This window comes from Pseudomonas sp. CP4 (assembly GCF_047758505.1).
GTDB lineage: Bacteria > Pseudomonadota > Gammaproteobacteria > Pseudomonadales > Pseudomonadaceae > Aquipseudomonas > Aquipseudomonas fluorescens_AO.
Window position 1 is genome coordinate 5331795 of the sequence record NZ_CP180489.1, and the last position, 22375, is coordinate 5354169.

The 22375-nt window shown below is 59.0% G+C and carries 22 protein-coding genes; 16 read left to right on the plus strand and 6 right to left on the minus strand.

Annotated elements, in window-relative coordinates; all coding sequences use genetic code 11:
• The first annotated feature begins 136 nt into the window (after positions 1-136).
• Positions 137-670: a plastocyanin/azurin family copper-binding protein gene (locus ACMYUN_RS24020; protein WP_415761950.1), complete on the plus strand. Its 534-nt coding sequence runs from the start codon at positions 137-139 to the stop codon at positions 668-670.
• Between the two features lie 61 nt (positions 671-731).
• Positions 732-1562, plus strand: a complete 831-nt coding sequence (gene queF / locus ACMYUN_RS24025; protein WP_129999674.1) for an NADPH-dependent 7-cyano-7-deazaguanine reductase QueF — start codon at positions 732-734, stop codon at positions 1560-1562.
• A 185-nt stretch (positions 1563-1747) separates the two neighbouring features.
• Here queF and ACMYUN_RS24030 read toward each other — a convergent pair whose 3' ends face one another.
• A complete protein-coding gene (locus ACMYUN_RS24030; protein WP_016775472.1) occupies positions 1748-2011 on the minus strand; it encodes a DUF4404 family protein in 264 nt (87 codons plus the stop codon).
• A 108-nt stretch (positions 2012-2119) separates the two neighbouring features.
• Positions 2120-2740: an HAD family phosphatase gene (locus ACMYUN_RS24035; RefSeq protein ID WP_310406599.1), complete on the minus strand. Its 621-nt coding sequence runs from the start codon at positions 2738-2740 to the stop codon at positions 2120-2122.
• 198 nt (positions 2741-2938) lie between these two features.
• On the opposite strand from ACMYUN_RS24035, the gene ACMYUN_RS24040 reads away from it, so the two are divergent.
• The 3 genes from ACMYUN_RS24040 to rssC all read left to right on the plus strand — a co-directional run bounded on the left by ACMYUN_RS24040 (position 2939) and on the right by rssC (position 5637).
• Entirely contained in the window at positions 2939-3628 is a 690-nt protein-coding gene (locus ACMYUN_RS24040; RefSeq protein WP_039760748.1) for a VacJ family lipoprotein, read from the plus strand.
• Positions 3629-3973: 345 nt separating this feature from the next.
• Positions 3974-5158: a two-component system response regulator RssB gene (gene rssB / locus ACMYUN_RS24045; RefSeq protein ID WP_415761952.1), complete on the plus strand. Its 1185-nt coding sequence runs from the start codon at positions 3974-3976 to the stop codon at positions 5156-5158.
• The gene (gene rssC / locus ACMYUN_RS24050) at positions 5155-5637 is read left to right on the plus strand and encodes an anti-sigma factor antagonist RssC (protein ID WP_003226553.1); all 483 of its coding nucleotides are present in this window, start codon (positions 5155-5157) and stop codon (positions 5635-5637) included. Before rssB ends, rssC begins: the two co-directional genes overlap by 4 nt.
• Before the next feature lie 129 nt (positions 5638-5766).
• Here rssC and tal read toward each other — a convergent pair whose 3' ends face one another.
• Positions 5767-6693: a transaldolase gene (gene tal, locus ACMYUN_RS24055; RefSeq protein ID WP_415761953.1), complete on the minus strand. Its 927-nt coding sequence runs from the start codon at positions 6691-6693 to the stop codon at positions 5767-5769.
• A 202-nt stretch (positions 6694-6895) separates the two neighbouring features.
• The gene (locus ACMYUN_RS24060) at positions 6896-7852 is read right to left on the minus strand and encodes a glycosyl hydrolase family 5 (RefSeq protein WP_415761954.1); all 957 of its coding nucleotides are present in this window, start codon (positions 7850-7852) and stop codon (positions 6896-6898) included.
• 289 nt (positions 7853-8141) lie between these two features.
• Between ACMYUN_RS24060 and ACMYUN_RS24065 the strand changes: the two genes are divergently transcribed.
• The 8 genes from ACMYUN_RS24065 (at position 8142) to ACMYUN_RS24100 (ending at position 17831) form a co-directional block, all read left to right on the plus strand.
• On the plus strand, positions 8142-8582 hold the full coding sequence (locus ACMYUN_RS24065) for a low molecular weight protein-tyrosine-phosphatase (protein ID WP_039760729.1): 441 nt from the start codon (positions 8142-8144) through the stop codon (positions 8580-8582).
• A gap of 39 nt (positions 8583-8621) precedes the next feature.
• Complete coding sequence (locus ACMYUN_RS24070) at positions 8622-10844, plus strand: polysaccharide biosynthesis tyrosine autokinase (protein ID WP_129999672.1); 2223 nt, start codon at positions 8622-8624, stop codon at positions 10842-10844.
• A 40-nt stretch (positions 10845-10884) separates the two neighbouring features.
• Positions 10885-11967 carry a glycosyltransferase gene (locus ACMYUN_RS24075; protein WP_016775464.1) on the plus strand — a complete coding sequence of 361 codons (1083 nt, stop codon included), beginning with the start codon at positions 10885-10887 and terminating at the stop codon, positions 11965-11967.
• Between the two features lie 15 nt (positions 11968-11982).
• Positions 11983-13095, plus strand: coding sequence for a polysaccharide pyruvyl transferase family protein (locus ACMYUN_RS24080; RefSeq protein ID WP_415761955.1), 1113 nt, complete (start codon positions 11983-11985; stop codon positions 13093-13095).
• On the plus strand, positions 13092-14324 hold the full coding sequence (locus tag ACMYUN_RS24085; RefSeq protein WP_415761956.1) for an oligosaccharide flippase family protein: 1233 nt from the start codon (positions 13092-13094) through the stop codon (positions 14322-14324). Before ACMYUN_RS24080 ends, ACMYUN_RS24085 begins: the two co-directional genes overlap by 4 nt.
• Positions 14315-15418, plus strand: coding sequence for a hypothetical protein (locus tag ACMYUN_RS24090; RefSeq protein WP_016775461.1), 1104 nt, complete (start codon positions 14315-14317; stop codon positions 15416-15418). Before ACMYUN_RS24085 ends, ACMYUN_RS24090 begins: the two co-directional genes overlap by 10 nt.
• Before the next feature lie 12 nt (positions 15419-15430).
• Positions 15431-16477, plus strand: coding sequence for an acyltransferase family protein (locus tag ACMYUN_RS24095; protein WP_415761958.1), 1047 nt, complete (start codon positions 15431-15433; stop codon positions 16475-16477).
• 223 nt (positions 16478-16700) lie between these two features.
• Positions 16701-17831, plus strand: coding sequence for an SGNH/GDSL hydrolase family protein (locus ACMYUN_RS24100; RefSeq protein WP_415761960.1), 1131 nt, complete (start codon positions 16701-16703; stop codon positions 17829-17831).
• Between the two features lie 178 nt (positions 17832-18009).
• Here ACMYUN_RS24100 and ACMYUN_RS24105 read toward each other — a convergent pair whose 3' ends face one another.
• Together ACMYUN_RS24105 and galU are read right to left on the minus strand one after the other, a co-directional pair.
• Complete coding sequence (locus ACMYUN_RS24105) at positions 18010-18423, minus strand: mannose-1-phosphate guanylyltransferase (RefSeq protein ID WP_415761961.1); 414 nt, start codon at positions 18421-18423, stop codon at positions 18010-18012.
• Positions 18424-18454: 31 nt separating this feature from the next.
• Positions 18455-19288 (minus strand): UTP--glucose-1-phosphate uridylyltransferase GalU, encoded by an 834-nt coding sequence (galU, locus tag ACMYUN_RS24110; protein WP_024013613.1) that lies wholly within the window; start codon positions 19286-19288, stop codon positions 18455-18457.
• A 387-nt stretch (positions 19289-19675) separates the two neighbouring features.
• On the opposite strand from galU, the gene galE reads away from it, so the two are divergent.
• The 3 genes from galE (at position 19676) to ACMYUN_RS24125 (ending at position 22366) form a co-directional block, all read left to right on the plus strand.
• Entirely contained in the window at positions 19676-20692 is a 1017-nt protein-coding gene (galE, locus tag ACMYUN_RS24115) for a UDP-glucose 4-epimerase GalE (RefSeq protein ID WP_016775458.1), read from the plus strand.
• Positions 20693-20922: 230 nt separating this feature from the next.
• A complete protein-coding gene (locus ACMYUN_RS24120) occupies positions 20923-21159 on the plus strand; it encodes a hypothetical protein (protein WP_016775457.1) in 237 nt (78 codons plus the stop codon).
• Positions 21160-21304: 145 nt separating this feature from the next.
• Positions 21305-22366: a polysaccharide biosynthesis/export family protein gene (locus tag ACMYUN_RS24125; protein ID WP_042609067.1), complete on the plus strand. Its 1062-nt coding sequence runs from the start codon at positions 21305-21307 to the stop codon at positions 22364-22366.
• Positions 22367-22375 lie beyond the last annotated feature (9 nt).

The window sequence follows — 22375 nt, forward strand, 5'->3', positions numbered from 1 at the left end:
GGGCGAGGGCGTTATACCGTGAGATCCGGCGATAAGCACCAAGCTGACAAAGTTGTAATCTGCCTGTCAGGTCGATGCCAGCGCGGCGTGGTTAGAGTTTCCCACAGGCTGAACCTTCTCTTGTTGGAGCGTGACCATGTTTTTTCGTACATCCCTGACGTTAGCTGCCTGTCTGCTGGCATTGAGTTCGTCTGTTTCGGCGACCCCGGCGCACGCCTTCGCGTTCGGCAAGCCGGCAGCCGCGAGCCTAGCCACGCGGACTATCGAAATCGTCATGGGCGACATGAACTTCGATCCGAAAATCATACAGGTCAAGACCGGTGAGACGGTTCGCTTTGTGCTGGTGAATAAAGGCCAGTTGCTGCACGAATTCAACCTCGGTGATGCGGCGATGCATGCCAGCCACCAGCAGGAAATGTTGCAGATGCAGCAGAGCGGCATGCTCACGCCTACCGGCATGAAAGAAATGTCCCACGACATGGCGGGCAGGGATCACGCAGCGATGGGCCATGGGATGAAGCACGACGATCCCAACAGCGTGCTGGTCGAGCCGGGCAAAACCGCCGAGTTGACCTGGACCTTCAGCAACGCCACGGCGCTCGAGTTTGCCTGCAATATCCCCGGGCATTATCAGGCCGGCATGGTCGGCAAACTGACTGTCAGTCAGTAAGCACTCAAAGGCGCGGGCAAAGGCTGGTAGAATCCGCTGATTCTTCAGTCAGGTTTCCGCCATGCATCCCGCAGCCGAACATTCGCCGCTGGGCAAATCCAGCGAATACATCGCCACCTACACGCCGTCCCTGCTGTTCCCGATTCCGCGCACCGCGAAATGGGCCGAGCTGGGCCTGAGCGCCGAAACCCTGCCGTATAAAGGCGTGGATTTCTGGAACTGCTTCGAGCTGTCGTGGCTGCTGCCCTCGGGCAAACCGGTGGTGGCGATCGCCGAATTCAGCATACCGGCGGACTCGCCGAACATCATCGAGTCGAAGTCGTTCAAGCTGTACCTGAACTCGCTGAACCAGACGCCATTCGCCGACGTCAGCACATTGGAAGCGACGCTGGTCAAGGATCTGTCCGCCGCTGCCGGCAAACCGGTGGGCGTTCGCGTTCGCAGTCTGAAGGACGTCGAAGCCGAAGGCGTGGTGGCGTTGCCGGGCGTGTGCATCGACGATCTGGATATCAGCGTCAGCAACTACGAGCACCCGCGTCCGGAACTGCTGCGTTGCGATGATTCGCGCGTGGTCGAGGAGAGCGTGCACAGCCATCTGCTCAAATCCAACTGCCCGGTGACCAGCCAGCCGGACTGGGGCAGCGTCGTGGTGGAATACCGCGGCGCCGCGCTGGATCACGCCAGCCTGCTGGAATACATCGTCAGCTTCCGCCAGCACTCGGATTTCCATGAGCAATGCGTTGAGCGGATTTTTCTTGATCTGCAGCGGTTGCTGAAGCCGGAGAAACTGACGGTATTTGCGCGCTATGTTCGGCGCGGCGGGTTGGATATCAACCCGTATCGCAGTACCGAAAGCGTACAGCTGCCGAATCATCGCCTCGTACGTCAATAAGATCCGGAATGTGCGATATCCAATGTGGGAGCGAGCCTGCTCGCGAATGCGGTGTGTCATTCAACGATGATGTCGACTGACACGACGCCTTCGCGAGCAGGCTCGCTCCCACAAGGGCTTGCATGCACATTTTGCAAATGAAAAAGCCCTGCCATCGCTGGCAGGGCTTTTTTGTGCGGCGGGCGTCAGATGCCCATGCTGCCCAGCGTATTCATGATGTTGCGCAGGGTGCCGGCGATTGCCGGGTGTTCGACTTCGAAGCGCTCGACCGCCAGGTTCACGCCGTCGGCGATGCTCGCGTCCTGCGTGGCAGTTTCCAGCTGGATTTCCGATTCGATCTGCGCCATCAGCGCATGCAGATCCTCACGCTCGGCTTCCGACAGCGGTGGATTGTGTTCCAGCTGCTCGCGCAGGGTATCGAGCTGTTTTTGCAGTTCTTGGGCGGGCATGGTGGTTTCCTTTTATCAATAGGCACTGGCATTGACCGCAGCCGCGCGCCAAAGGTCTATGGCTGACCTTTAGATTAATCCACTCTGGGTAAACCTGCATGACGTCGATCAGGGCTTTTCGCCTTTGGCGCGGCGCAGGCTGATATCGGCGAGACAGGCGTCGAGTTCACCGAGATGATCGATCACCGAATGCACGCCCAGGCTGAACAGCTGCACGGTTGCCTTGCCGCGCAACTGTTCGCGCTCCTTTTGCGACAGAGCCTGCCACTCGCTCGGGCTCAGGCCGCACAGCGAGCCACAGGATGCCAGCCCAATCGTCCACAACCCGGCATTCAGGCCAGCCTGCAACAGGCGCGGCTCACCGCTGACCAGCACGCAGCCATCGAGTCGGTCGATGTTCAGATCCATCAAGGCTTGCCAGCACGCATTGGGCGCCGGCCACGGATTCATTGTTGCTGAATGTTGCGTCGGCTTGATCCAGTCCGGCAGCGAGGCGGCCAGTGACTGAGCGAGGGCAGGGGGTAACTCATCCAGCCATGCGCAGGGAATCTGCTGACGCTGCAAGCTTTTCAGGCTATCGAGTGCGCCAGGGGTGGCTTCGGTGTGTTGCGTCTGGGCGAGGGTCTGCTGCGCGGCCCGTGCACCGAAATCCACCAGGCAGCCGCTGAGGCCGAACAGTACGGCCGTCAGGCGGGGCGCGGCGACGGGCAAGGTTTCGGCGTGTGTCATGGCAACGTCCCTGAAATAACGCTCAAGGCTAGGGCGCGCGGGTGACAGTTGCATGACAGCCCTGTGAAAGTCGGCGTAGGAAACTTCCTGCATATCCTTGCTGCGGCGCACTGCCCAAATCGCCGTTTACGCTTATACTAGCGGCCTCAACGCACGGGCCGAGCGTCCGCGCCAGTATCAAATCCAAGGAGTTTTTCTATGCGCTGGAGCCCTTCGCTCACTCAGCTAAGTGTTTGTGCCAGCCTGTTGCTGGCGCCGTTCGCCACCCAGGCGGCCACCGAAGAAGACCCTTGGGAAAGCGTCAACCGGCCGATTTTCCAGTTCAACGACTTCGTTGACACCTACGCGCTGAAGCCATTGGCGCAGGGTTATGAGTTCATCACTCCGCAATTCGTTGAAGACGGCATCCATAATATGTTCCGCAACGTCGGCGACGTCACCAACCTGGCGAACAACGTTCTCCAGGCCAAACCCGCTGCCGCTGGCGTTGATACTGCCCGACTGATTTTCAACACCACCTTCGGTCTGCTCGGCTTCTTCGACGTCGGCACCAAGATGGGCTTGAACCGCAGCGACGAAGACTTTGGTCAGACGCTCGGCTATTGGGGCGTGGGCAGCGGCCCATACGTGATGCTGCCGCTGATGGGGCCGAGCACCCTGCGTGACGCACCGTCGAAATACGTCGACAGCTTCACCGGCGCGTACCGCTACATCGACCATGTGCCGACACGTAACTCGATCTTCGGCCTGAACATCGTCGACACCCGCGCCAGCCTGCTGTCGAGCGAGAAGCTGATCAGCGGCGACAAATACACCTTCATCCGCAACGCTTACCTGCAGAACCGCGAGTTCAAGGTGAAGGACGGTCAGGTCGAAGACGATTTCTGATTTCGACCGGTGACAGAAAGGCGACCCCTCGGGTCGCCTTTTTTGTGCGCGGCAGGGCATCGCCAGTGACCGTCGCTACCTTCCATCGGGTTACGCTTGGAGCGGTTCTTATAACTCCCGGTGATTTGACAAACAAAGTCGTCAAGCGACAATCGGCGCATGCTTGAAACGCTCTGCGGATGGGAGTACCGTCTGCGCCTTAGAAGGGCACCTCTGTTTAAAACCGCGCGCCAGGCGAATGCTTGAAAGTGCTGCAGCAGAGAGGCTAGAAAGCGAATCCAGTAGTCTGCGCAGGGCCGTTGCCCCGCTCACTACGCCAACCTAATTCTGGCGCCGTTTGCCCACATGCCAAAAACCAGTGCCACGCTGCTGATAATCGATGATGACGAGGTAGTGCGCGCGAGCCTCGCGGCCTATCTGGAAGACAGTGGTTTCAGCGTCCTGCAGGCCGGCAACGGTCAACAGGGTCTTCAGGTATTCGAGCAAGACGAGCCCGATCTGGTCATCTGCGATCTGCGCATGCCACAGATGGGCGGTCTCGAACTGATCCGTCAGGTCACCGAGCGCTCGCCAGAGACGCCAGTTATCGTCGTCTCGGGTGCCGGGGTGATGAACGACGCGGTCGAGGCCCTGCGCCTGGGCGCGGCGGATTACCTGATCAAGCCTCTCGAAGATCTGGCTGTGCTCGAGCATTCTGTGCGTCGGGCCCTGGATCGAGCGCGGCTGCTGCTGGAAAACCAGCGTTACCGCGAGAAGCTGGAGAAGGCCAACCGCGAGCTCGAAGCCAGCCTGAACCTGCTCCAGGAGGACCAGAACGCCGGTCGCCAGGTGCAGATGAACATGCTGCCGGAAAGCCCGTGGAGCATCGACGAATTCCACTTTGCCCACCAGATCATCCCGTCGTTGTACCTGTCGGGTGATTTTGTCGACTATTTCCGCGTCGACGAGCGCCGGGTCGCGTTTTACCTGGCGGATGTTTCCGGGCATGGCGCGTCATCAGCCTTCGTCACCGTGCTGTTGAAGTTCATGACCACGCGTTTGCTCTTCGAATCGAAACGCAGCGGTACCTTGCCGGAGTTCAAACCTTCGGAAGTGCTCGGTCATATCAACCGGGGGCTGATCAGTTGTAAGCTGGGTAAACACGTCACAATGGTCGGTGGAGTCATCGACGAGGAGACCGGTTTGTTGACCTATAGCATTGGCGGCCATCTGCCTTTGCCTGTGTTGTACACGCCTGACAGTGTTCGTTATCTCGAAGGTCGTGGCCTGCCGGTGGGGCTGTTCAATGAAGCCACTTACGAAGACCACGTGCTTGAGCTGGCGCCGACGTTCAGCCTGACGCTGATGTCTGATGGCATTCTGGACCTTTTGCCAGAAGCAACGCTCAAAGAAAAAGAGGCTGCTTTGCCTGAACGGGTGAAGTCAGCGGGCGGCAGCCTGGATGGTCTGCGGCAAGTGTTTGGTTTGGCCACGCTAGGGGAGATGCCGGATGATATCGCCCTGTTGGTGTTGAGCAGGAATCTTCAATGAGTACCGGTAGAATCCAGTTCGCCGAGCAGGACGGCACCTTTGTCCTGAAGTTCGTCGGTGAAGTTCGCCTGACCCTGTGTTCGGCGTTGGATGCGACTATTGAGAAAATCTTCACCGCGTTGAATTTCAACGCGATCGTGATCGATTTGACCGAAACCCGCAGCATCGACAGCACGACGTTGGGCCTGTTGGCCAAACTGTCGATCCTGTCGCGGCAGAAGGTCGGCCTGTTGCCGACGGTTGTCACCACCCACGAAGACATCACCCGTCTGCTGCAATCGATGGGCTTTGAGCAGGTGTTCAACATCGTCAATCATCCGGTGCCGTGCCCGGAGTGCCTGGACGATCTGCCGGATCAGGATCAGTCGGAGGAAGTAGTGCGAATCAAAGTGCTGGAAGCGCACAAGATTCTCATGGGCCTGAACGATTCCAATCGGGAAGCGTTTCATGATCTGGTGAATGCGCTGGAGCGGCATTGATCCAGTGAATTGAGGAAGCATGGGCCGGGCTCTTCGCGAGCAGGCTCGCTCCCACATTTTGATCAGCACTTACCATAAAAAAGGGCGAACCCTCACAGGTTCGCCCTTTTTGCGTTCTACAAACTCAAATCACAGCTTGGCCTGCAGCAACGCTTCCAGCTTCTCCTGGTCGCGGGCGAACTGACGGATGCCTTCAGCCAGTTTCTCGGTGGCCATCGCGTCTTCGTTGGACAACCAGCGGAATTGCGCTTCGTTGAGGCTCAGACGCGCTTCGCCGGCATTGCCCGGCGCCAGTTTGCGTTCCAGCTTGCCGGTGTCGGCGGCCAGCTTCTCCAGCAGTTCCGGACTGATGGTCAGGCGATCGCAGCCGGCCAGTTGTTCGATCTGGTTGATGTTGCGGAAGCTCGCGCCCATGACCACGGTCTTGTAGTCATTGGCCTTGTAGTAGTTGTAGATGCGCGTCACCGACTGCACGCCAGGATCATCGGCGCCGGTGTAGTCGTTGCCGTTGGCCTTCTTGTACCAGTCGTAGATGCGGCCCACGAACGGCGAGATCAGGAACACCCCGGCATCGGCGCAGGCGGCGGCCTGGGCGAAGGAGAACAGCAGGGTCAGGTTGGTCTGGATGCCTTCCTTCTCGAGGATCTCGGCAGCGCGAATGCCTTCCCAGGTCGAGGCGATCTTGATCAACACGCGGTCGCGGCTGACGCCAGCCTTGTCGTACAGCTCGATCAGACGATGCGCACGCTTGAGAATCGCATCCTGGTCGAAGGACAGGCGCGCATCCACTTCGGTGGAGATGCGGCCCGGAACCACGTTGAGGATCTCTTTACCCACTGCGACGCCGAAACGATCGCTGGCCAGGCCGACATCGCCCTTGCAGTCGCGAACGCAATCGTTCAGCAGTTCGGCGTAGCCGTGAATGGCCGAAGCCTTGAGCAGCAGGGAAGGGTTGGTGGTGGCATCGGTCGGTTTGACTCGGGCGATCGCTTCGAAGTCGCCGGTGTCGGCAACCACGGTGGTGAACTGTTTGAGTTGTTCCAGCTTGGAAGTCATGGGCGTGCTCTATCCTATGGGTCTGAAGACATTACCCGAGCGCTGACAGGCACTCAAGGGTGCATTCGTGGATCGATGGCCCCTGCGGCAACAACCTGAAAACGATTGTTTGAAAGGTGGGGCGCGGTGTCGCTGAATACGATGCCAAAACAGCCCACAGGTTCAAAGCAACCGACCTGTGAACAGACCGGTTGCCCACGACCTACTCGGCGTTCAACAAACCTTCCACGGACAAGCGTGCCGGTTTTGGCTGGCCGTCGGAGGTGAGAAAGCCGAAGTTCTTCTCACGATCATTGCTGCCGGTATCACTGTTCCTCCATTCATAGATAGAAGTCAGCGGGATATTCAGACGTTTAACGTCAGCGATAAACGCGTTGATCTTGGTCGCTTGTCCCTCAGGCCCGCCGTTTGAGGCGAGGGCCGAAATCCCCCATTCACTGATCACCCCCGGCAGATTGAAATTCTGCTGGATGAACGTCTGCGCGTTGCTGATCTGCGTGGCGGTCATGCCATAAGGATGATAGGAAACGGCTTTCAGGCATTTGGGGTAATCGCTGACGATACTTTTCATCGCCACCGTCGAAGCCGAGCCTGCGCTTGGCGGCCGAGCGAAGCCGAAGCCGACCCGTGGTGTCGTCTGCGGCTGGCCTTCGAAGGCCTTGCACATGCCAGCCATGAACGGCACGAAAGTGGTGTCGAAATTGCGCGTCGGCCAATAGGTTTCCAGGTCGGGTTCGTTCCAGATTTCGATCGCCACCAATTGCGAACTCCAGGATTTTTCCAGCCCGGTCACGGCGTTGGCGAACTTACCGCCGGCGGCGTTCAGTTCCTCGGGCGAAGTGGCCGGCAGTGCCTTGATTGCGCGCACTGTCAGCAGCACCGGAAGCCCGGCGGAAGCGGCGGCGGCGAAGGCGTCGCTGACCTGTTTTTGATAAGTCTTGGCGGTGAGGCTGTCGCTCCACACGCCGAAGCGCACAAAGCTGAAGCCTGCTGTCTTGATTTGCGCGGCATCGGCAGCGGTGAAGCTCTGGATCTTCACCTGAACGCCGATGGTTTTCGCTGGAAGGTTGGGGAACAGCTCGCTGGCGTGAACCTGGCTGGTAGCACCGAGCGCCATCAGGGCGAGGGCGGCGAGTTTATTGCGCTGTGCTGTTTTCATGTCTGCTCTCCTGAAGAGAATGACAACTACGAATAGGTATCCCGTTACTCAATTTCCGATAACGGTGATGGCACTAAGTGCGTGAATGTTATTTTTTGTCAGGAAAACAGCAACTGAAAATCACAGTTATTTTTAGTCCGCTAATTGTGGTTGGGGCGGCTTAAAACGCTGTGGTACTTAATGTTCCTGTACTAACAGGGCGAAGCTATTTCTGAGTGCAGGAAAGTCGTGAGGGTTCATTAACTTTCACGACATGTTGGCTGTTTGATATTACACAGGAATGCAAGACTTGTTCAAAAAGATCCTCGTTGTCTGCGTGGGCAATATATGCCGAAGTCCGACGGCTGAACTGCTGCTGCGCAACGCGCTGGCCCCTGCCGCCATCACGGTGTCCTCCGCTGGCCTGTCCGCGCGCGTGGGCGAGGGGGTCGAGGCCTCAGCGCGGCAGGTTCTCGAAGAACACGGGCATTGTGCCGAGGCCTTCAAGGCGCGGCAGTTGACGTCGGATATCGTCAATGACTCGGACCTGATCCTCGTCATGGAAAAGGCCCACATTAATCAAGTGCTGAAGATTGCCTCACACGCCAGAGGCAAAGTGTTTCTGCTCGGTAAATGGCAGAGCGAGCGCGAAATACATGATCCGTATCGTCAAGGCAAAGCCGCGTTTATTCATGCCCACGCATTGATTGAAGATGCGGTTAGTTCATGGGCGAAGCGTCTCGGGCATTGATGAATCTTCTTCAGAACAGTAAATGGTAAGAACAGACTTATGCAGTTACCGTCCGTAATCGGCACCCGCGACAATGATCAAGACAGTATTGATCTGCTCGGCATCTTCGGCAGCCTGATCGACCAGAAGTGGCTGATCGGCGCGCTGACCGGTGCCTTCATGGTCACCGGCGTCGCCTATGCGGTGCTGGCGACGCCGGTGTACCTGGCGAACGCGCTGGTGCAGGTCGAACCGAAAAAGAACGACATGCTCGGTTTCTCCGACCTCAACAGCATGCTCGGCGGGCAATCGCCGTCGGTGACCGAAATCGGCATCATCAAATCCCGCGCGGTGATCGGCAAAACCGTTGACGACCTGCGCCTGGATATCGACGTCACCCCCAACACGTTCCCGTTGATCGGCGGCTTCCTTTCGCGGCGCTATCGCGGTGACAGCGAGACCAGCGTCGCGCCGCCGCGCTTCGGTTTGACCAGTTATGCCTGGGGCGGTGAGCGCTTGGAGTTCTCTCGGCTGGAATTGCCGAAAGATCTGCTCGGCAAGAAACTCACCCTGATCGCCGGCGAGCAGCAGCGCTTTGAGCTGTTCGATGAAAACGACAATCTGCTCGCCGAAGGTGTGGCTGGCGAAGCGTTTGCCAACGACGGTGTAGAAGGGCAGATCGCGCAACTGGCAGCCAACCCCGGCACGCGTTTTCAAGTGGTGCGCAATCCACGCATCGTGACCATTCAGGGCTATCAGGACGCGCTGGATATCTCCGAACAGGGCAAGGAGTCGGGGATCATTCGTCTGGCGCTGGCCAGCTCCGACGCGGCCGAGGCGGTGAAGATCCTCAACAAGATCGCCTCGCTCTACGTCGAGCAAAACGTGCGCCGCACTTCGGCGGAAGCCGCGCAAAGCCTGGCCTTCCTGCAAAGCCAGTTGCCCCAGGTCAAGCGTGATCTGGCCAAGGCCAGCGACGCCCTGAATGCCTACCAGACCCACGGCAAGACCGTGAATATCTCGCTGGAAACCCAGTCGGTGCTGGGCCAGTCGGTAGCGCTGGAAACGCGCATCTCCGAACTGAAAATGCAGCAGGCCGAGCTTGATCGCAAGTTCACCAAACAGCACCCGGCCTATCGCGCCTTGATGACGCAGATCGGCGAGCTGACCCAACAGCAGAAATCCCTCGAAGGCAAGGTTCAGGACTTGCCGGCTACTCAGCAGGAACTGCTCAACCTGACCCGCGACGTCGAGGTGGCTTCGCAGATCTACACGCAGTTGCTTAACAAATCTCAGGAACTGGACATCGTCCGCGCCGGGGCCGTTGGCAATGTGCGTTTGATCGATACCGCTGATGTCGACCTGACCAGCCCGATCAAACCGAAGAAAGCGCTGATTGTGCTGATCGCGACATTACTCGGCGCGTTTGTCGGCGTGGCGCTGGTGCTGTTGCGCAAATCCCTGAGCCGAGGCCTCGAAGGCCCGGAAGGCATCGAGCAGTTGGGCCTGCCGGTGTATGCGTCGATTCCCTACAGCGCCTTGCAGGAGGAAGAGGACAACAAAAAGGGCCGCGCCCGCGATGGCGTCGACAAACCAGCATATCTGTTGGCGCTGCGCAACCCGACCGATCTGTCGATCGAATCGATCCGCAGCCTGCGCACCTGCCTGCACTTTGCCGGGCTCGACTCGACCAACAACCGCATCATGATTTCCGGCCCGAGCCCGCAGGTCGGCAAGACCTTCGTTTCGTCCAACCTTGCGGCGGTCATGGCCCTCAGCGGCCAGCGCGTGGTGCTGATCGATGCCGATATGCGCAAAGGGCACCTGCACAAAACCCTCAACACGCCGATCAGCAATGGTTTGTCCGACCTGCTGGTCAAGCGCTGCACCCTTGAGCAGGCGATCAACAAAGTCGAAGTCGACAACCTGCATTTCATCAGCCGGGGGCAAGTGCCGCCCAATCCTTCCGAATTGCTGATGCACGCCAACTTCCGTGAGCTGCTTGCGCAACTCAGCGAGCGCTACGACCTGGTGATCATCGACACGCCGCCGCTGCTGGCGGTGACCGATGCCGCCATCGTCGGTCGCGAGGCTGGGATCAGCCTGATTGTCACCCGCTTCGGGGTGAACCCGGCCAAAGAGATCGAACTGACCATTCGCCGCTTCGCCCAGAACGGCATCGAGTTGAAAGGCGCGGTGTTCAACGGCGTCGAGAAGCGTGCGGCCAGCTATTACGGCGGCACTGGCTATTACAACTACGAATACGCGTCCGACAAATCCTGATGGTTGCCGATTGTTCTTTCCTGTTTGAAGTGGGTGAGTTGTGAAAAAAATACTGCACGTGGCAGAGACGATCAAAGGTGGCGTGGCGACGGTGATCCGCACGATCTCGGCATCCCCCGAAGATGACGCGGCGAATTATCAACTGGTCTATCTGGTGCCCGAGGATCAGGCCAAAGAGCTGCACGGTATCGCCCCCCAACAGGTGCGCACCTTCCCGCGCAGCGGCCGCAACGTGCCGTCGCTGCTGCGTTTCGCCTGGCGTCTGAGCCAGGTGCTGCTCAAGGAAAAACCCGACGTCGTGCATTTGCACAGCACCTTTTCCGGCGTGATCGGCCGTGTTGTGTGCGTGCTGTTGCGACCATGGCGCAAGCCGAAAATCGTCTACTGCCCCCATGCGTTTTCATTCCTGATGGAAAGCTCGCCGACCAAGCAGAAGGTCTATGCGTGGATCGAGCGGGTGCTGCAGAAAGTCACCGACGTGATCATCTGCGTCAGCCAGTACGAGTTGGATAAAGCCGCGCGTTTCGGTATCGAGCGCAAGCGCATGAAGCTGATCTACAACGGCATTCATCACAAGGATGACGCGCCGAAAAGCGCTGGCGCCGAGCCGATTCATCTGCTGTTCGTCGGGCGTCTGGATTACCAGAAAGGCTTCGACGTGCTGCTCAAGGCCTACGCCAAGGTCAATCGCAACGACCTCAAACTGACGGTGGTTGGCAGTGCGGTCAACGAAGACTCTGTCGAGTGCCCGCCGATGGATTCGGTCGAGTACCTGCCCTGGGTGACCCCGAGTGAAGTGCAGGCGCTGTATCAGAAAGCCGATGCGCTGATCGTACCGAGTCGCTGGGAAGGCTTTGCCATGGTGCCGCTGGAAGGCATGGCCATGGGGCTGCCGGTGATTGCCAGCAACTGCACCTCGCTGCCGGAACTGGTCACCAACGAAGTGTCTGGCTACGTCTTTCCGTCCGGCGATCACCAGGCGCTGGCCGACGTGTTGACGATCATCCAGAAGCCGCGCCTGCTCGACCTTGGCAATGAAGGCCGGAGCATTGTCCGCGAACGCTTCAGCGCCGCGTTGATGATCCGCCAGACCTACGACCTGTATCACGCTCCCACTTATTAAGTAGAACTCAAGCTTATGAACGTAACGATTTTGCATGGCTACAGTGCGTCCAACTCCGGTGACGGTCTGCTCGTCGATCTGGCCATTGCTCTGGTGCAGCGTAACTTCGGTGAGGACACCGCGATCAGTGTCGTGGCGTCCGACCCTGAGTCGTTCAACTATCTGCCGCACCCGCGTTTCGATGCGCCGGTGATGGCGGCCAAGGGTCTGGGGCGGGTCAAGCAAGCGGTGTTTCTCAATCAGTCCTACGCCGGGCTCGCCGATCTGCTGAAGAAAACCGATCTGATCGTCGGTGTCGGCGGCGGTTACATGCGCTCGAAAAGCGCCTTCGAGCACATCAAGCTTAAGCTTGGCCACGCCAAGCAACTGGAAACCGCGATCCTCAGCCAAGTGCCGTCGGTGTACCTGCCGCAGAGCATCGGCCCGTTCCACGGCGAGAGCAGCAAGATTGTCGAGCACTACGCCAGCGCCGATGCGGTGTTCGTGCGTGACAACCGTTCCTCGGCGATTTTTGATGCTTGCGAAAACGTCTACCGCGCGCCGGATCTGGCCGTGCAGTCGCTGGCAAGCAAGATTCTGCAGCAACCGAAGTTCACCCGCTGCGCCGCCTCGCCGGCGACAGTCTGCGTGGTGCTGCGCAAGCCGCCGGAGTGGAGCAAAGAGAAGAAGGTCGCCTACGTGGCCAATCTGAAACTGCTGCTGCAGCGTCTGAAGAACAAAAGTAAAGTGGTCTGCGCCGTGCAAAGCGCCGTACGTGGCAACGATGACGGCGCGTTCTACCGCGAGCTGGGCATCAACGAAGACCTGCTGTCGCTGAAGGCAACCATTGCCAAGTACCAACCGGACCTGGTGATCTCGGTGCGTCTGCACGGCGCCATCGAATCGCTGCTCTCCGGCGTGCCGGCGTATCACATCAGCTACGAGCGCAAAGGCTTTGGCGCCTATCAGGACATGGGCGTCGAGGACTGGGTGATCAACGGCGGCGATATCGACGTCGACACCATCATCAACACTGTTTACGCGCCCAATGCCTTGGCGGATTTCGGCAAGCGCCTGACCGACACTTGCCGCGAAATCGAAGCGAAAACCGTGGCCATGGACGAAATCATCAAGGGTGTCGTTCGATGATATTTCGGCTGTTGCTTCGCGGCGGAGCCTTGGGCGCGAAGTTCTTGCTGGTGTTGGCCATCACCCATTACCTCGGTTACGAGGCGCTGGGCTTTTATGGTGTGGTGGTCGCGGCGTCGTTGATCGCTTCGAAGTTCTACAGCGTCGGCTTCAGTTCCGAAATAAACCGGCTGATCAGCGTCGGCGGCAGTTCGCGGCGGGTGGTCGACAAGGTTCTGCTGCTGTATCTGGCGGTGGGGCTGTTGCTGTCGGTACTGACGGTACTGATCTATTCGCTGTTCCAATCGGTGGAAGCGACCGTCACGCTGATCCTTTGCGTGACCCTGGTGCTGCTCACCGAGCACCTGTCGTTCGAAATCAATTCCTTCGTGTTTTCCGCGCAGAAAGCCACCGCCGGTGCTCTGCTGTTCTTCATCAAGACCGGCCTGTGGGCGGTGTTGGCGGTGGGCGGCATGGTGCTCGGCTGGGTCGCGGGCATCGCCAGTGTGTTGTGGCTGTGGGTCGCCGCCAACGTGCTGGTGATCATCGCCGGTTATTTGATCGTGGTGAACGTGCACAAGGGCCGCGAAGCCGCGCCGCTGGACACCGCGACGGTGTGGAAGGCCGGGTTGCCGTTCTATCTCGGCACCGGTCTGATCGCGCTGAGTCAGTACGCCGAGCGCTTTCTGATCATCGACCTCGAGCCTTACGCCAGCCTCGGCAAATACGTGTACGCGTGGTCGGCGGCCAACACTTTGCAGGCGTTGTCGTATGCGGTGGTGGCGGTGGTCGGCATCCCGGTGTTGGCCAAGCGTTTTCAGGCTGACCAGCAGGCGTTCACGGTCAGGCAACTGTTCGTCAACAAATGGGTGATGCGCTCGCTGGTGGTCTCCGCCGTTGTGGCTGTGGCGATCTACGTGTTTTTCAATGTGCTGCTCGATTACGTCGCCAGCAGCGTGCCGCGTCCGGATAACGCGCTCCTCGCGGTGCTGATTTTTTCCTTCGCCTTGCGGGCGATCGGCGACATCGTCTGGGGCGGTTTGATTGCTTCGAAAAACAGCCGGGTGTCGCTGGCCAGCGCGGCGCTCTGCCTGCTGATTTCAGTGCCGGTCAGCTATGTGCTGATCAAGCATTACTCGATCTATGGCGCGGCGTGGGGCAACGTCTTCGCCATTGTCGTGCAGCTTGGCGTGATCGCGGTGTTGACCCGTGTCAGCGGCGCGAAAAAGGCTGCGCTGTCATGGGCCTGAAACTGCCGCGCATCGAGTTTCGTGGGCGCAAATTCGATTCGTCGATTTCCTTCCTGATCCTGTTCACCGGGCTGTTTCTGTCAGTGGCGATGCCGTTGCTGGTGCCGCGTGATCCGGGTCCGGATGCGATGACCTTGTGGTCGTCGTATGCGCGCGCCGACAACTGCAATTTCTGGAACCCGTTCTCGCCGGATCGCTCGTCCTACGAATGTTCGGCGTTCCTGCTGCGGCCCACCGGGATCAACCTGACCAATGCCTGGGCCTACGGCATGTTCTGCAATTTCTTTCTCACGGCGATTCCGGTGGTGGTGTTTCGGCGCATGCCGCTGACCATTTTCGGCACCCTGTGCCTGTGGGGCATCGTGCGCTCGTTCTTCCTCGAGAACCTGACCAAGGAAATCATCGTGTCGGTGGCGGTGTTGAGCATTCTGCTCAGCGCATTGACGCGCAAATATCGCGGCGGTTTTTTTCTTTCGGCGGTGATTTACGGCGTGCTGATCCGGCCGTACTGGATTCTGTTTTCGCTGTCGTGGGTCGGCGTCTGCGTCATGAAAAAGTACGTCTCGCGATTTACCTTCTTTCTGATGCTGTTCCTGTTTTATCTGGCGGTGGCCATGGCCATTCAGCTGGCGCTGGGCTTCCCGGTGTCGTCGATCCGGGCGAGCAACAACGAGCTGCGCACGGCGGGCGAGGAGGGCTCGAAGTCGCTGATCGTCTCGTGGCTCAGCGGCAGTGACTTCGTCTCCCAGGCACTGGATTCGATGATCATTTTCTTCCGCCTGTCGTTCCCGGTTGAGCTGATTTTGCTGTCCGGGCCGGGGCAGGTGATCTTCGTTGCGCTGATGATCATGACCGCGCTGCTGCTGTTCAAAGTCATCACTTCGACCGACTACAAGGGCGCGCCGATCCAGACCAAACCCAAGGAACTGATCGCGATTCCGCTGGCGTTTCTGTTGGTGCAGGGCTTGTTCGAGCCGGACTTCGGCTCCTTCGCCCGCCACTTCTCGATGGTCGTGCCGGTGTTGTTCGTCGGCCTGGGCTTGATGCTGCGCGCGAACAAACCGGTGCAGGTCGAATCAAGAATTCTCACTTAAGGCAGGTGCTCTATGTCGAGCAAGAAAAAATCCCTGGAGATCGAAACCCTGCGCGGCCTGGCGTGCCTGCTGCTGGTGCTCTATCACGTCATCGGCCCGCTGGGCGGCGGCTTGAAGATCGACATCGGCTCGCCGTTCCGGGTCATCGCCGACTCGATGGTGTATGTGCGCATGCCGCTGTTCACGTTCATCTCCGGCTACATCTATTCGATCTACAAGATTCGCGGCAATGACTTTTCCGCCTTCTTCGCCGGCAAGGTGCGCCGGTTGATCGTGCCACTGTTCTGCGTCGGCGTGCCGTTTTCAGTGTTGCAAGCGGTAGGGCCGGGAGTGAACAAGGACGTCGGCGTGATCGATGCGTTGTTGTCGTTCTGGGTGCCGATCAACCACTTTTGGTTTCTGCAGGCGGTGTTCAGCATTTTCATCTTCGTCGGCCTGCTGGAATGGCGCGGCCTGCTGCGTTCGGCGACGCGGCTGTATGGCTTGTTTGCGTTTGCCGCGGTGTTGTTCCTGCTGCCGCCGTTGCCGCTGGATGCGTTCGGTATCAACGGCGCGATCTACCTGCTGCCGTTTTTCGTCGCGGGGATGATCGGTCAGGAAAATGTCGATGTTTTCAAGCAGCGTTTCAAAGTGATCGGGCCGCTGTTGTTTGTGCTGATCTCGCTGACGCTGCTGTACGTCGCGGCGATTGATCGTGAGCTGATTGTCGATCGCCGCAGCCTGATTGGTTTGGCCGTGGGGTGCGTGTCTTGCATCGCGTTGCTGTCGAGTGACATGCGCTCGAAAGCGCTGACCTGGCTCGGCGGGTATTCCTATGCGATTTTTCTGTTTCATGTGCTCTTCGCAGCGACCTCGCGCTTTGTCCTCGGGCGCCTCGGCGTGAAGGATGAGAGCTTGCTGGTGCTTGGTGGTCTGAGTTGTGGATTGCTCGGGCCGGTGCTGTTGGCGATGGTGTTCAGCCGGTTCGATTTCACCTCGGTGCTGTTCCTTGGCGAGCGGGCGGCGAAGGAGAAAGCGCCGGTGATTGTGGCTCCGGTGGTGCAGACGCAGAACAGCTGACAGCTTCGCGAGCAGGCTCGCTGCAAAATCACACAATCCCTGTGGGAGCTGGCTTGCCAGCGATTGGGGCAGGTCAGACGCAGTCATATTGACTGACCCACCGCCATCGCTGGCAAGCCAGCTCCCACAGGTGTTTCGATGTGCAGAGATTTGGCGGAGGACCATAAACCCCGTGGGACCGAGCCTGCTCGGGAAGGGTTATTACAGATGAAGGAAATTTTGCATGCTGGCAGTGGATGACGCTCAACCCGTAGCAGCGTCGGTGGTTCAGGTAGACGACGCCCGCCAGCGCTTTGCGCAGTGGCGCGAGGGCAAGGCCGGCAAGGTGCTGGCGGTTTCGGTGATTGGCGACAGCTACACCGCCGGGCAGGATTTCTACCTGAACAAACTGGTGCAGCGAGTGGCCGCCGAGGTGGGTTTCGCCGGCCCCGGTTACGTTGGTTTCAACCACGGCGCGGCGCTGGGCGGCACGCATTTCAAATACACCCGCAGCAGCGACAAATACTTCGGCGGCGGCTGGAAGGTTTCCGAGCTGGGCCAGGCCAGCCCGGACAGTCGCACGATCAGCGGCAAACCGGGCGCGTGGTTGCAAGTGGATGCCAGTCCTTCGCCGCGCATCGATACCGCGGTGACTCAGGCGAAACTGTTGTATCTGGGCAGCGGCGAAGCCGACGAGCTGCGCTATCGCTGGTCGCCCGCGCAAGACTGGCAACCGTTGCAGCTCGCAGGCTCAGGCGTTCAGGAAGTCGCGCTACCCAGCGCTCCATCAGCCGCAGACTGGTCATTCAAACTGGAAGTGGTGAAGGGCGCGCCGACACTGTTCGGCCTGTGGCTGGGCAACGCTCAGCAAGGCGTGCGAGTGTCGAAACTGGCAGCCTCCGGCGCGGCATCGGCCGATTTTTATCACACGGATCCACAGTGGCAGACGCAATGGAAAGCTGTGGTGGCGAAGATCCCGGCCGACGTTTACCTGATCATGCTCGGCGGCAACGATCAGGGCTTCGGCGTCAAGCCTGCGCAGTACCTGCAAAACGTTCAGGGCCTGGTGAGCATGCTGCGCGAGATCCAGCCAGCGGCGAGCATCAACCTGATCATGCGTCAGGACACCACGCGCTCCAGCGCTTATCCGATGTCGGCCTATGCGCAGGTGCTCGAACCGTGGGCGCGTGAACAGCATCTGGGTTTTGCCAACCTGCAATGCGCATTCGGCCCCGACATCAAACGCTACGCCAGCGCGATGATCGGCCCGGACAAGATTCATCCGTTACCGGCCACGGGCGGGAAGGTGATTGCCGATTATTTTTATGGCTGGATAACGGGTACGAGTACCGGTTGCGACGACTCGCCACCATGATCGTTCCCACGCTCCGCGTGGGAATGCCGCCCGGGACGCTCCGCGTCCCTCCGCAGCGTGACGCAGAGCGTCACTGGATGCATTCCCACGCGGAGCGTGGGAACGATCAATGCTGACTGTGCCGCCGCTTTCGTGAGCAGGCTCGCTCCCACAATGGATCGGCGTGAAGCCCGGGTGATCAGGCGTCGCGCTTGAAGGCGTCGATGAGCCCCAGCAGTTCGTCAAGCTTGCGCGGCATCAACCGCGCATCACAGCGCGTCTCGACGTTGATGATGATCGCCGGGTCGTTGCAGCAGATGCGCACGCGAAAACGCCAGTCGCTGAAGATCACCTTCAGGCCATCGCGGTCATCCATTTCCAGCGCCTGTTCGCCATACAACGCTTTCAGGTGCGCGAGCAGCGGATAGGGATCGCGCATCGGTCGGCGAATATCGCCGGACGCAGGGAACACGCCGATTCGCTCCACCAGCAGAATCGTGCCCAGCCAGGTCTCGTTGGCGCTGGGCAGCGGTTGATGGCGCGACAACCAGCTCATCACCCCGAGGTTGCCCACCTCACGTTCAATCTTTGTCGAATGTTGTGCAATATTCATGGTTGCCTGCCTCTGGTGGTGGGGAGTCGTCTCAGCGGCCCTTGAGGTACACGTTGTCGTAGCAGAAATTCGTCGCTTGCAAGTAACCCTCGGCATCGCCGCAATCAAAGCGCAGGCCTTTGAATTTGTAGGCCAGCACGCAGCCGTTCTGCGCTTGTTTCATCAGTGCGTCGGTGATCTGGATTTCGCCGCCCTTGCCCGGTTCGGTGTCGGCGATCAGGTCGAAGATGTCCGGGGTGAGGATGTAGCGCCCGATGATCGCCAGGTTCGACGGCGCGTCCTGCGGCGCCGGTTTCTCCACCATGTTGTTGACCCGGTAGATGCCCTCGGAAATCAGCTCACCGGCAATCACCCCGTACTTGTGAGTCTGGTCCGCGGGGACTTCCTGGATAGCGACGATCGAGCAGCGAAACTTCTTGTACAGCTGGATCATCTGCGACAGCACACCGTCGCCTTCGAGGTTCAGACACAGGTCGTCGGCCAGCACCACGGCAAACGGCTCATCGCCGATCAACGGGCGGCCACTGAGAATGGCGTGGCCCAGACCTTTCATTTCCACCTGACGGGTGTAGGAAAAAGTGCAGGTGTCGATCAGCTCGCGGGTGCCGGCGAGGAATTTCTCTTTCTCGGTGCCGCGAATCTGGTGCTCGAGTTCGTAGCTGATGTCGAAGTGGTCTTCCAGCGCGCGCTTGCCCCGGCCGGTGACGATGGCCATGTGTTGCAGGCCGGCGTCCCGGGCTTCTTCAACGGCGTATTCGATCAACGGCTTGTTGACGATCGGCAGCATCTCTTTCGGCATGGCTTTGGTCGCCGGCAAGAAACGCGTGCCGTAGCCGGCAGCGGGGAACAAACATTTACGAATCATAAAAGTATCCTGGACAGTCATGGAACACAGGCGACGGTTGCGCGCCACAAAGTGGCGGCAAGTTTCAATGATTATTGAAGGCTTACTTTAATACCCGAGTCAGGTTGTTGCTGGCAATTAGTTGAGCTGTTAAAAAGCGCTAATGTTATGAGATGTCGACTACTTGGTTATAAGTTATTTTTAGTCGGTATCTGTCGATAGTGATAAGTATCCAGGGAGTGCTAATAAGTACCCGTCAAACAGTTTGACCGGCAAAAATAATTATTGCCAGTGGTTGAACTAAATTTGTTTTAGGTTGTTGTCGCCCTGTTTGTGTGAATTGCTCCGCATCTCCACCAGGCATGGCTTGACACGCTACCGGGTATTTATTCAATGACGGACCGCGCTATGAAGATTCTGGTAACGGGTGGCGCCGGCTATATCGGCTCGCATACCACACTTGCATTGCTTGAAGCAGGTTATGAAGTTGTCGTTCTGGATAATCTTTGTAACAGCAGCGACGCAGCACTTCACGCCGTTGAAGCCATTTGCGGCAAAAGTGCATGGATGATTCGCGGCGATGTCTGCGATCGGCCGTTGCTCGACCGGATTTTCCGCGAGCATCAGATCGACGCCGTGCTGCATTTCGCCGGGCTCAAAGCCGTGGGCGAGAGTGTGCGCAAGCCGCTCGAATACTACGAAACCAACGTCGGCGGCAGCATCACCCTGTGTCAGGCGATGGCAGCGGCGGGGGTGTTCCGGCTGGTGTTCAGTTCCTCGGCGACGGTGTACGGCGAGCCTGAAGAAATGCCGATTCGCGAGGATTTTCCGACGGGCAATCCGACCAATCCCTACGGCCAGTCCAAGTTGATCGTCGAGAACGTGCTGCGTGACCTGAGCCTCGCCGAGCCGCGCTGGAGCATCGCGCTGCTGCGCTACTTCAACCCGATCGGCGCCCACGCCAGCGGGCACATGGGCGAAGACCCCAACGGCATCCCGAACAATCTGGTGCCGTATATCAGCCAGGTTGCGGTCGGCAGCCTGCGCGAGCTGTCGATCTTCGGTAACGATTACCCGACCGCCGATGGCACCGGCGTGCGCGATTACATTCATGTCGTCGATCTGGCGGACGGGCATTTGAAAGCGTTGCAGTCGATCAGCGAGCGCACCGGCATTCACACCTGGAACCTCGGCACCGGCGATGGCTACAGCGTGCTGCAAGTGCTGCATGCCTTCGAACAGGCGTGCGGGCGGCCGGTGCCGTACCGGATGATGCCGCGCCGCGCCGGTGATATCGCCGAGAGTTTCGCCGATGCTTCGAAAGCGGCGAAAGAACTCGGCTGGAAAGCCACGCGCAACTTGCAGGACATGGTCGCCGATACTTGGCGCTGGCAATCGAATCATCCCAATGGTTATTCGCGATGATGGCCATTTAGTCCGATGTTAGTTTCAGTCAGGTTGTTAGATAACGTCGGGAAATTACACTGGCAATGCCATTTGCAAATCCGTAGATATAAACCTGCCGTTCGACTTTAGCAGTTGCGTAGCGCTGTGAAAGAACAACGGATCTTGTTCGCGCTCTTTGCGGACTTGAAAGCTACCAGCTCTGACACAGACCTGTTTTTTAACAGTTCGAATGTTAGAAAGGAGTTGTTATGAAAAAAGTGATGGCAGTTGCCCTGTTGACGATGTTGAGCAACTGGGCTGCCGCCGCTGAAGCGCCGTTGACAGCGGTAACCAATGTAGGTGGCAGTGTGGCGGCTTCGCAAGCGCCCGCGGCCAGTACTGCAATGGTTGCCAGTGCTGTAGCGGCGTCCAACAGCGGTGGCAGTGCCAACGGTGGTACCACCGGTACGACGGGTACCACCGGTACAACCGGCACGCATAACTAACAGGAACATTTGTTAGTGCAGTACAGAGTCGCCCGACGCAAGTCGGGTGACTTTGTTTTTTGGATTCGCCCTTGAATAGCGTAGTGCCATTATGACTCGTAGTGTTTATCTTTTAATGTTGGCAAGTCTCGCTTTGCAAGGTTGCATGTTTTCCCCCGGCCAGTACCTGAGCACCAGCGATATCACCCGCCAGGGTGCCAGCGAAAGCAGTCGGGTCGAGCTGATTCCGATCACCCCGAAGCTGATCGCCATGAACCGCGCCACGCAGAAGCGTGAGTCGCTGCCGGCGGAGCTGCTGGTGACGCCGGCGGAATATCGCATCGGCAACAACGACGTGCTGTACATCACCGTCTGGGATCACCCGGAGCTGACCGCGCCGTCCGGCGCGCAACAACAGATCGATGCCAACGGCCGTCTGGTGCGCTCCGATGGCACGCTGTATTACCCGTTCATCAAGGAAGTCCAGGCCGCCGGCCGGACCATCCAGCAACTGCGCGCGGACATCGAACAGCGCTTATCGGCATTCATCGCCGAGCCGCAGGTCGATGTCGCGGTGCTGCGCTTCGCCAGCCAGAAAGTCGTGGTCACCGGCGCCGTTACGAAAGCCGGTCCGCAAGCGATTTCGACCAATCCGCTGAGCGTGGTCGAAGCCCTCGGTTCCGCTGGTATCGACACCAACAATGCTGACTTGTCGGGCCTGCTGCTGACGCGCAACGGGCGGGTCTATCCGCTCAATCTCGACTCGCTCAATCAGCAGGATTCCGAACTGCAGAACGTCTACCTCAAGGGCGGCGATCAGCTGTATCTGCCGTACAACGACAACAAGCGCATCTACGTCATGGGCGAAGTCAACCAGCCGCGCGCGCTGAGCTTCAAGACCGCAACCATGAACCTGTCCGACGTGCTCGGTTCGGTCGGTGGCCTGAGTCAGACCAGTTCCAACGGTAACGCGGTGTACGTGATTCGCGGCGTGGAAAATCTCGACGTCGAGCCGGCGAAGATCTATCAGCTCGAAGCCGAATCGCCGACCGCCATGGCGCTGGCCTCGCACTTCCAGGTGCGGCCGCAGGATGTCGTCTACGTCGGCCCGGCCAACGTCACTCGCTGGAACCGTTTCATCAGCCAGTTGGTGCCGTCGGCGTCGATTGTCGGCACCGGGGCTTCGGCAGCGAAGAACTGGAGCGAATACAGCAACAACAGCAAATAAGGCCGCCCG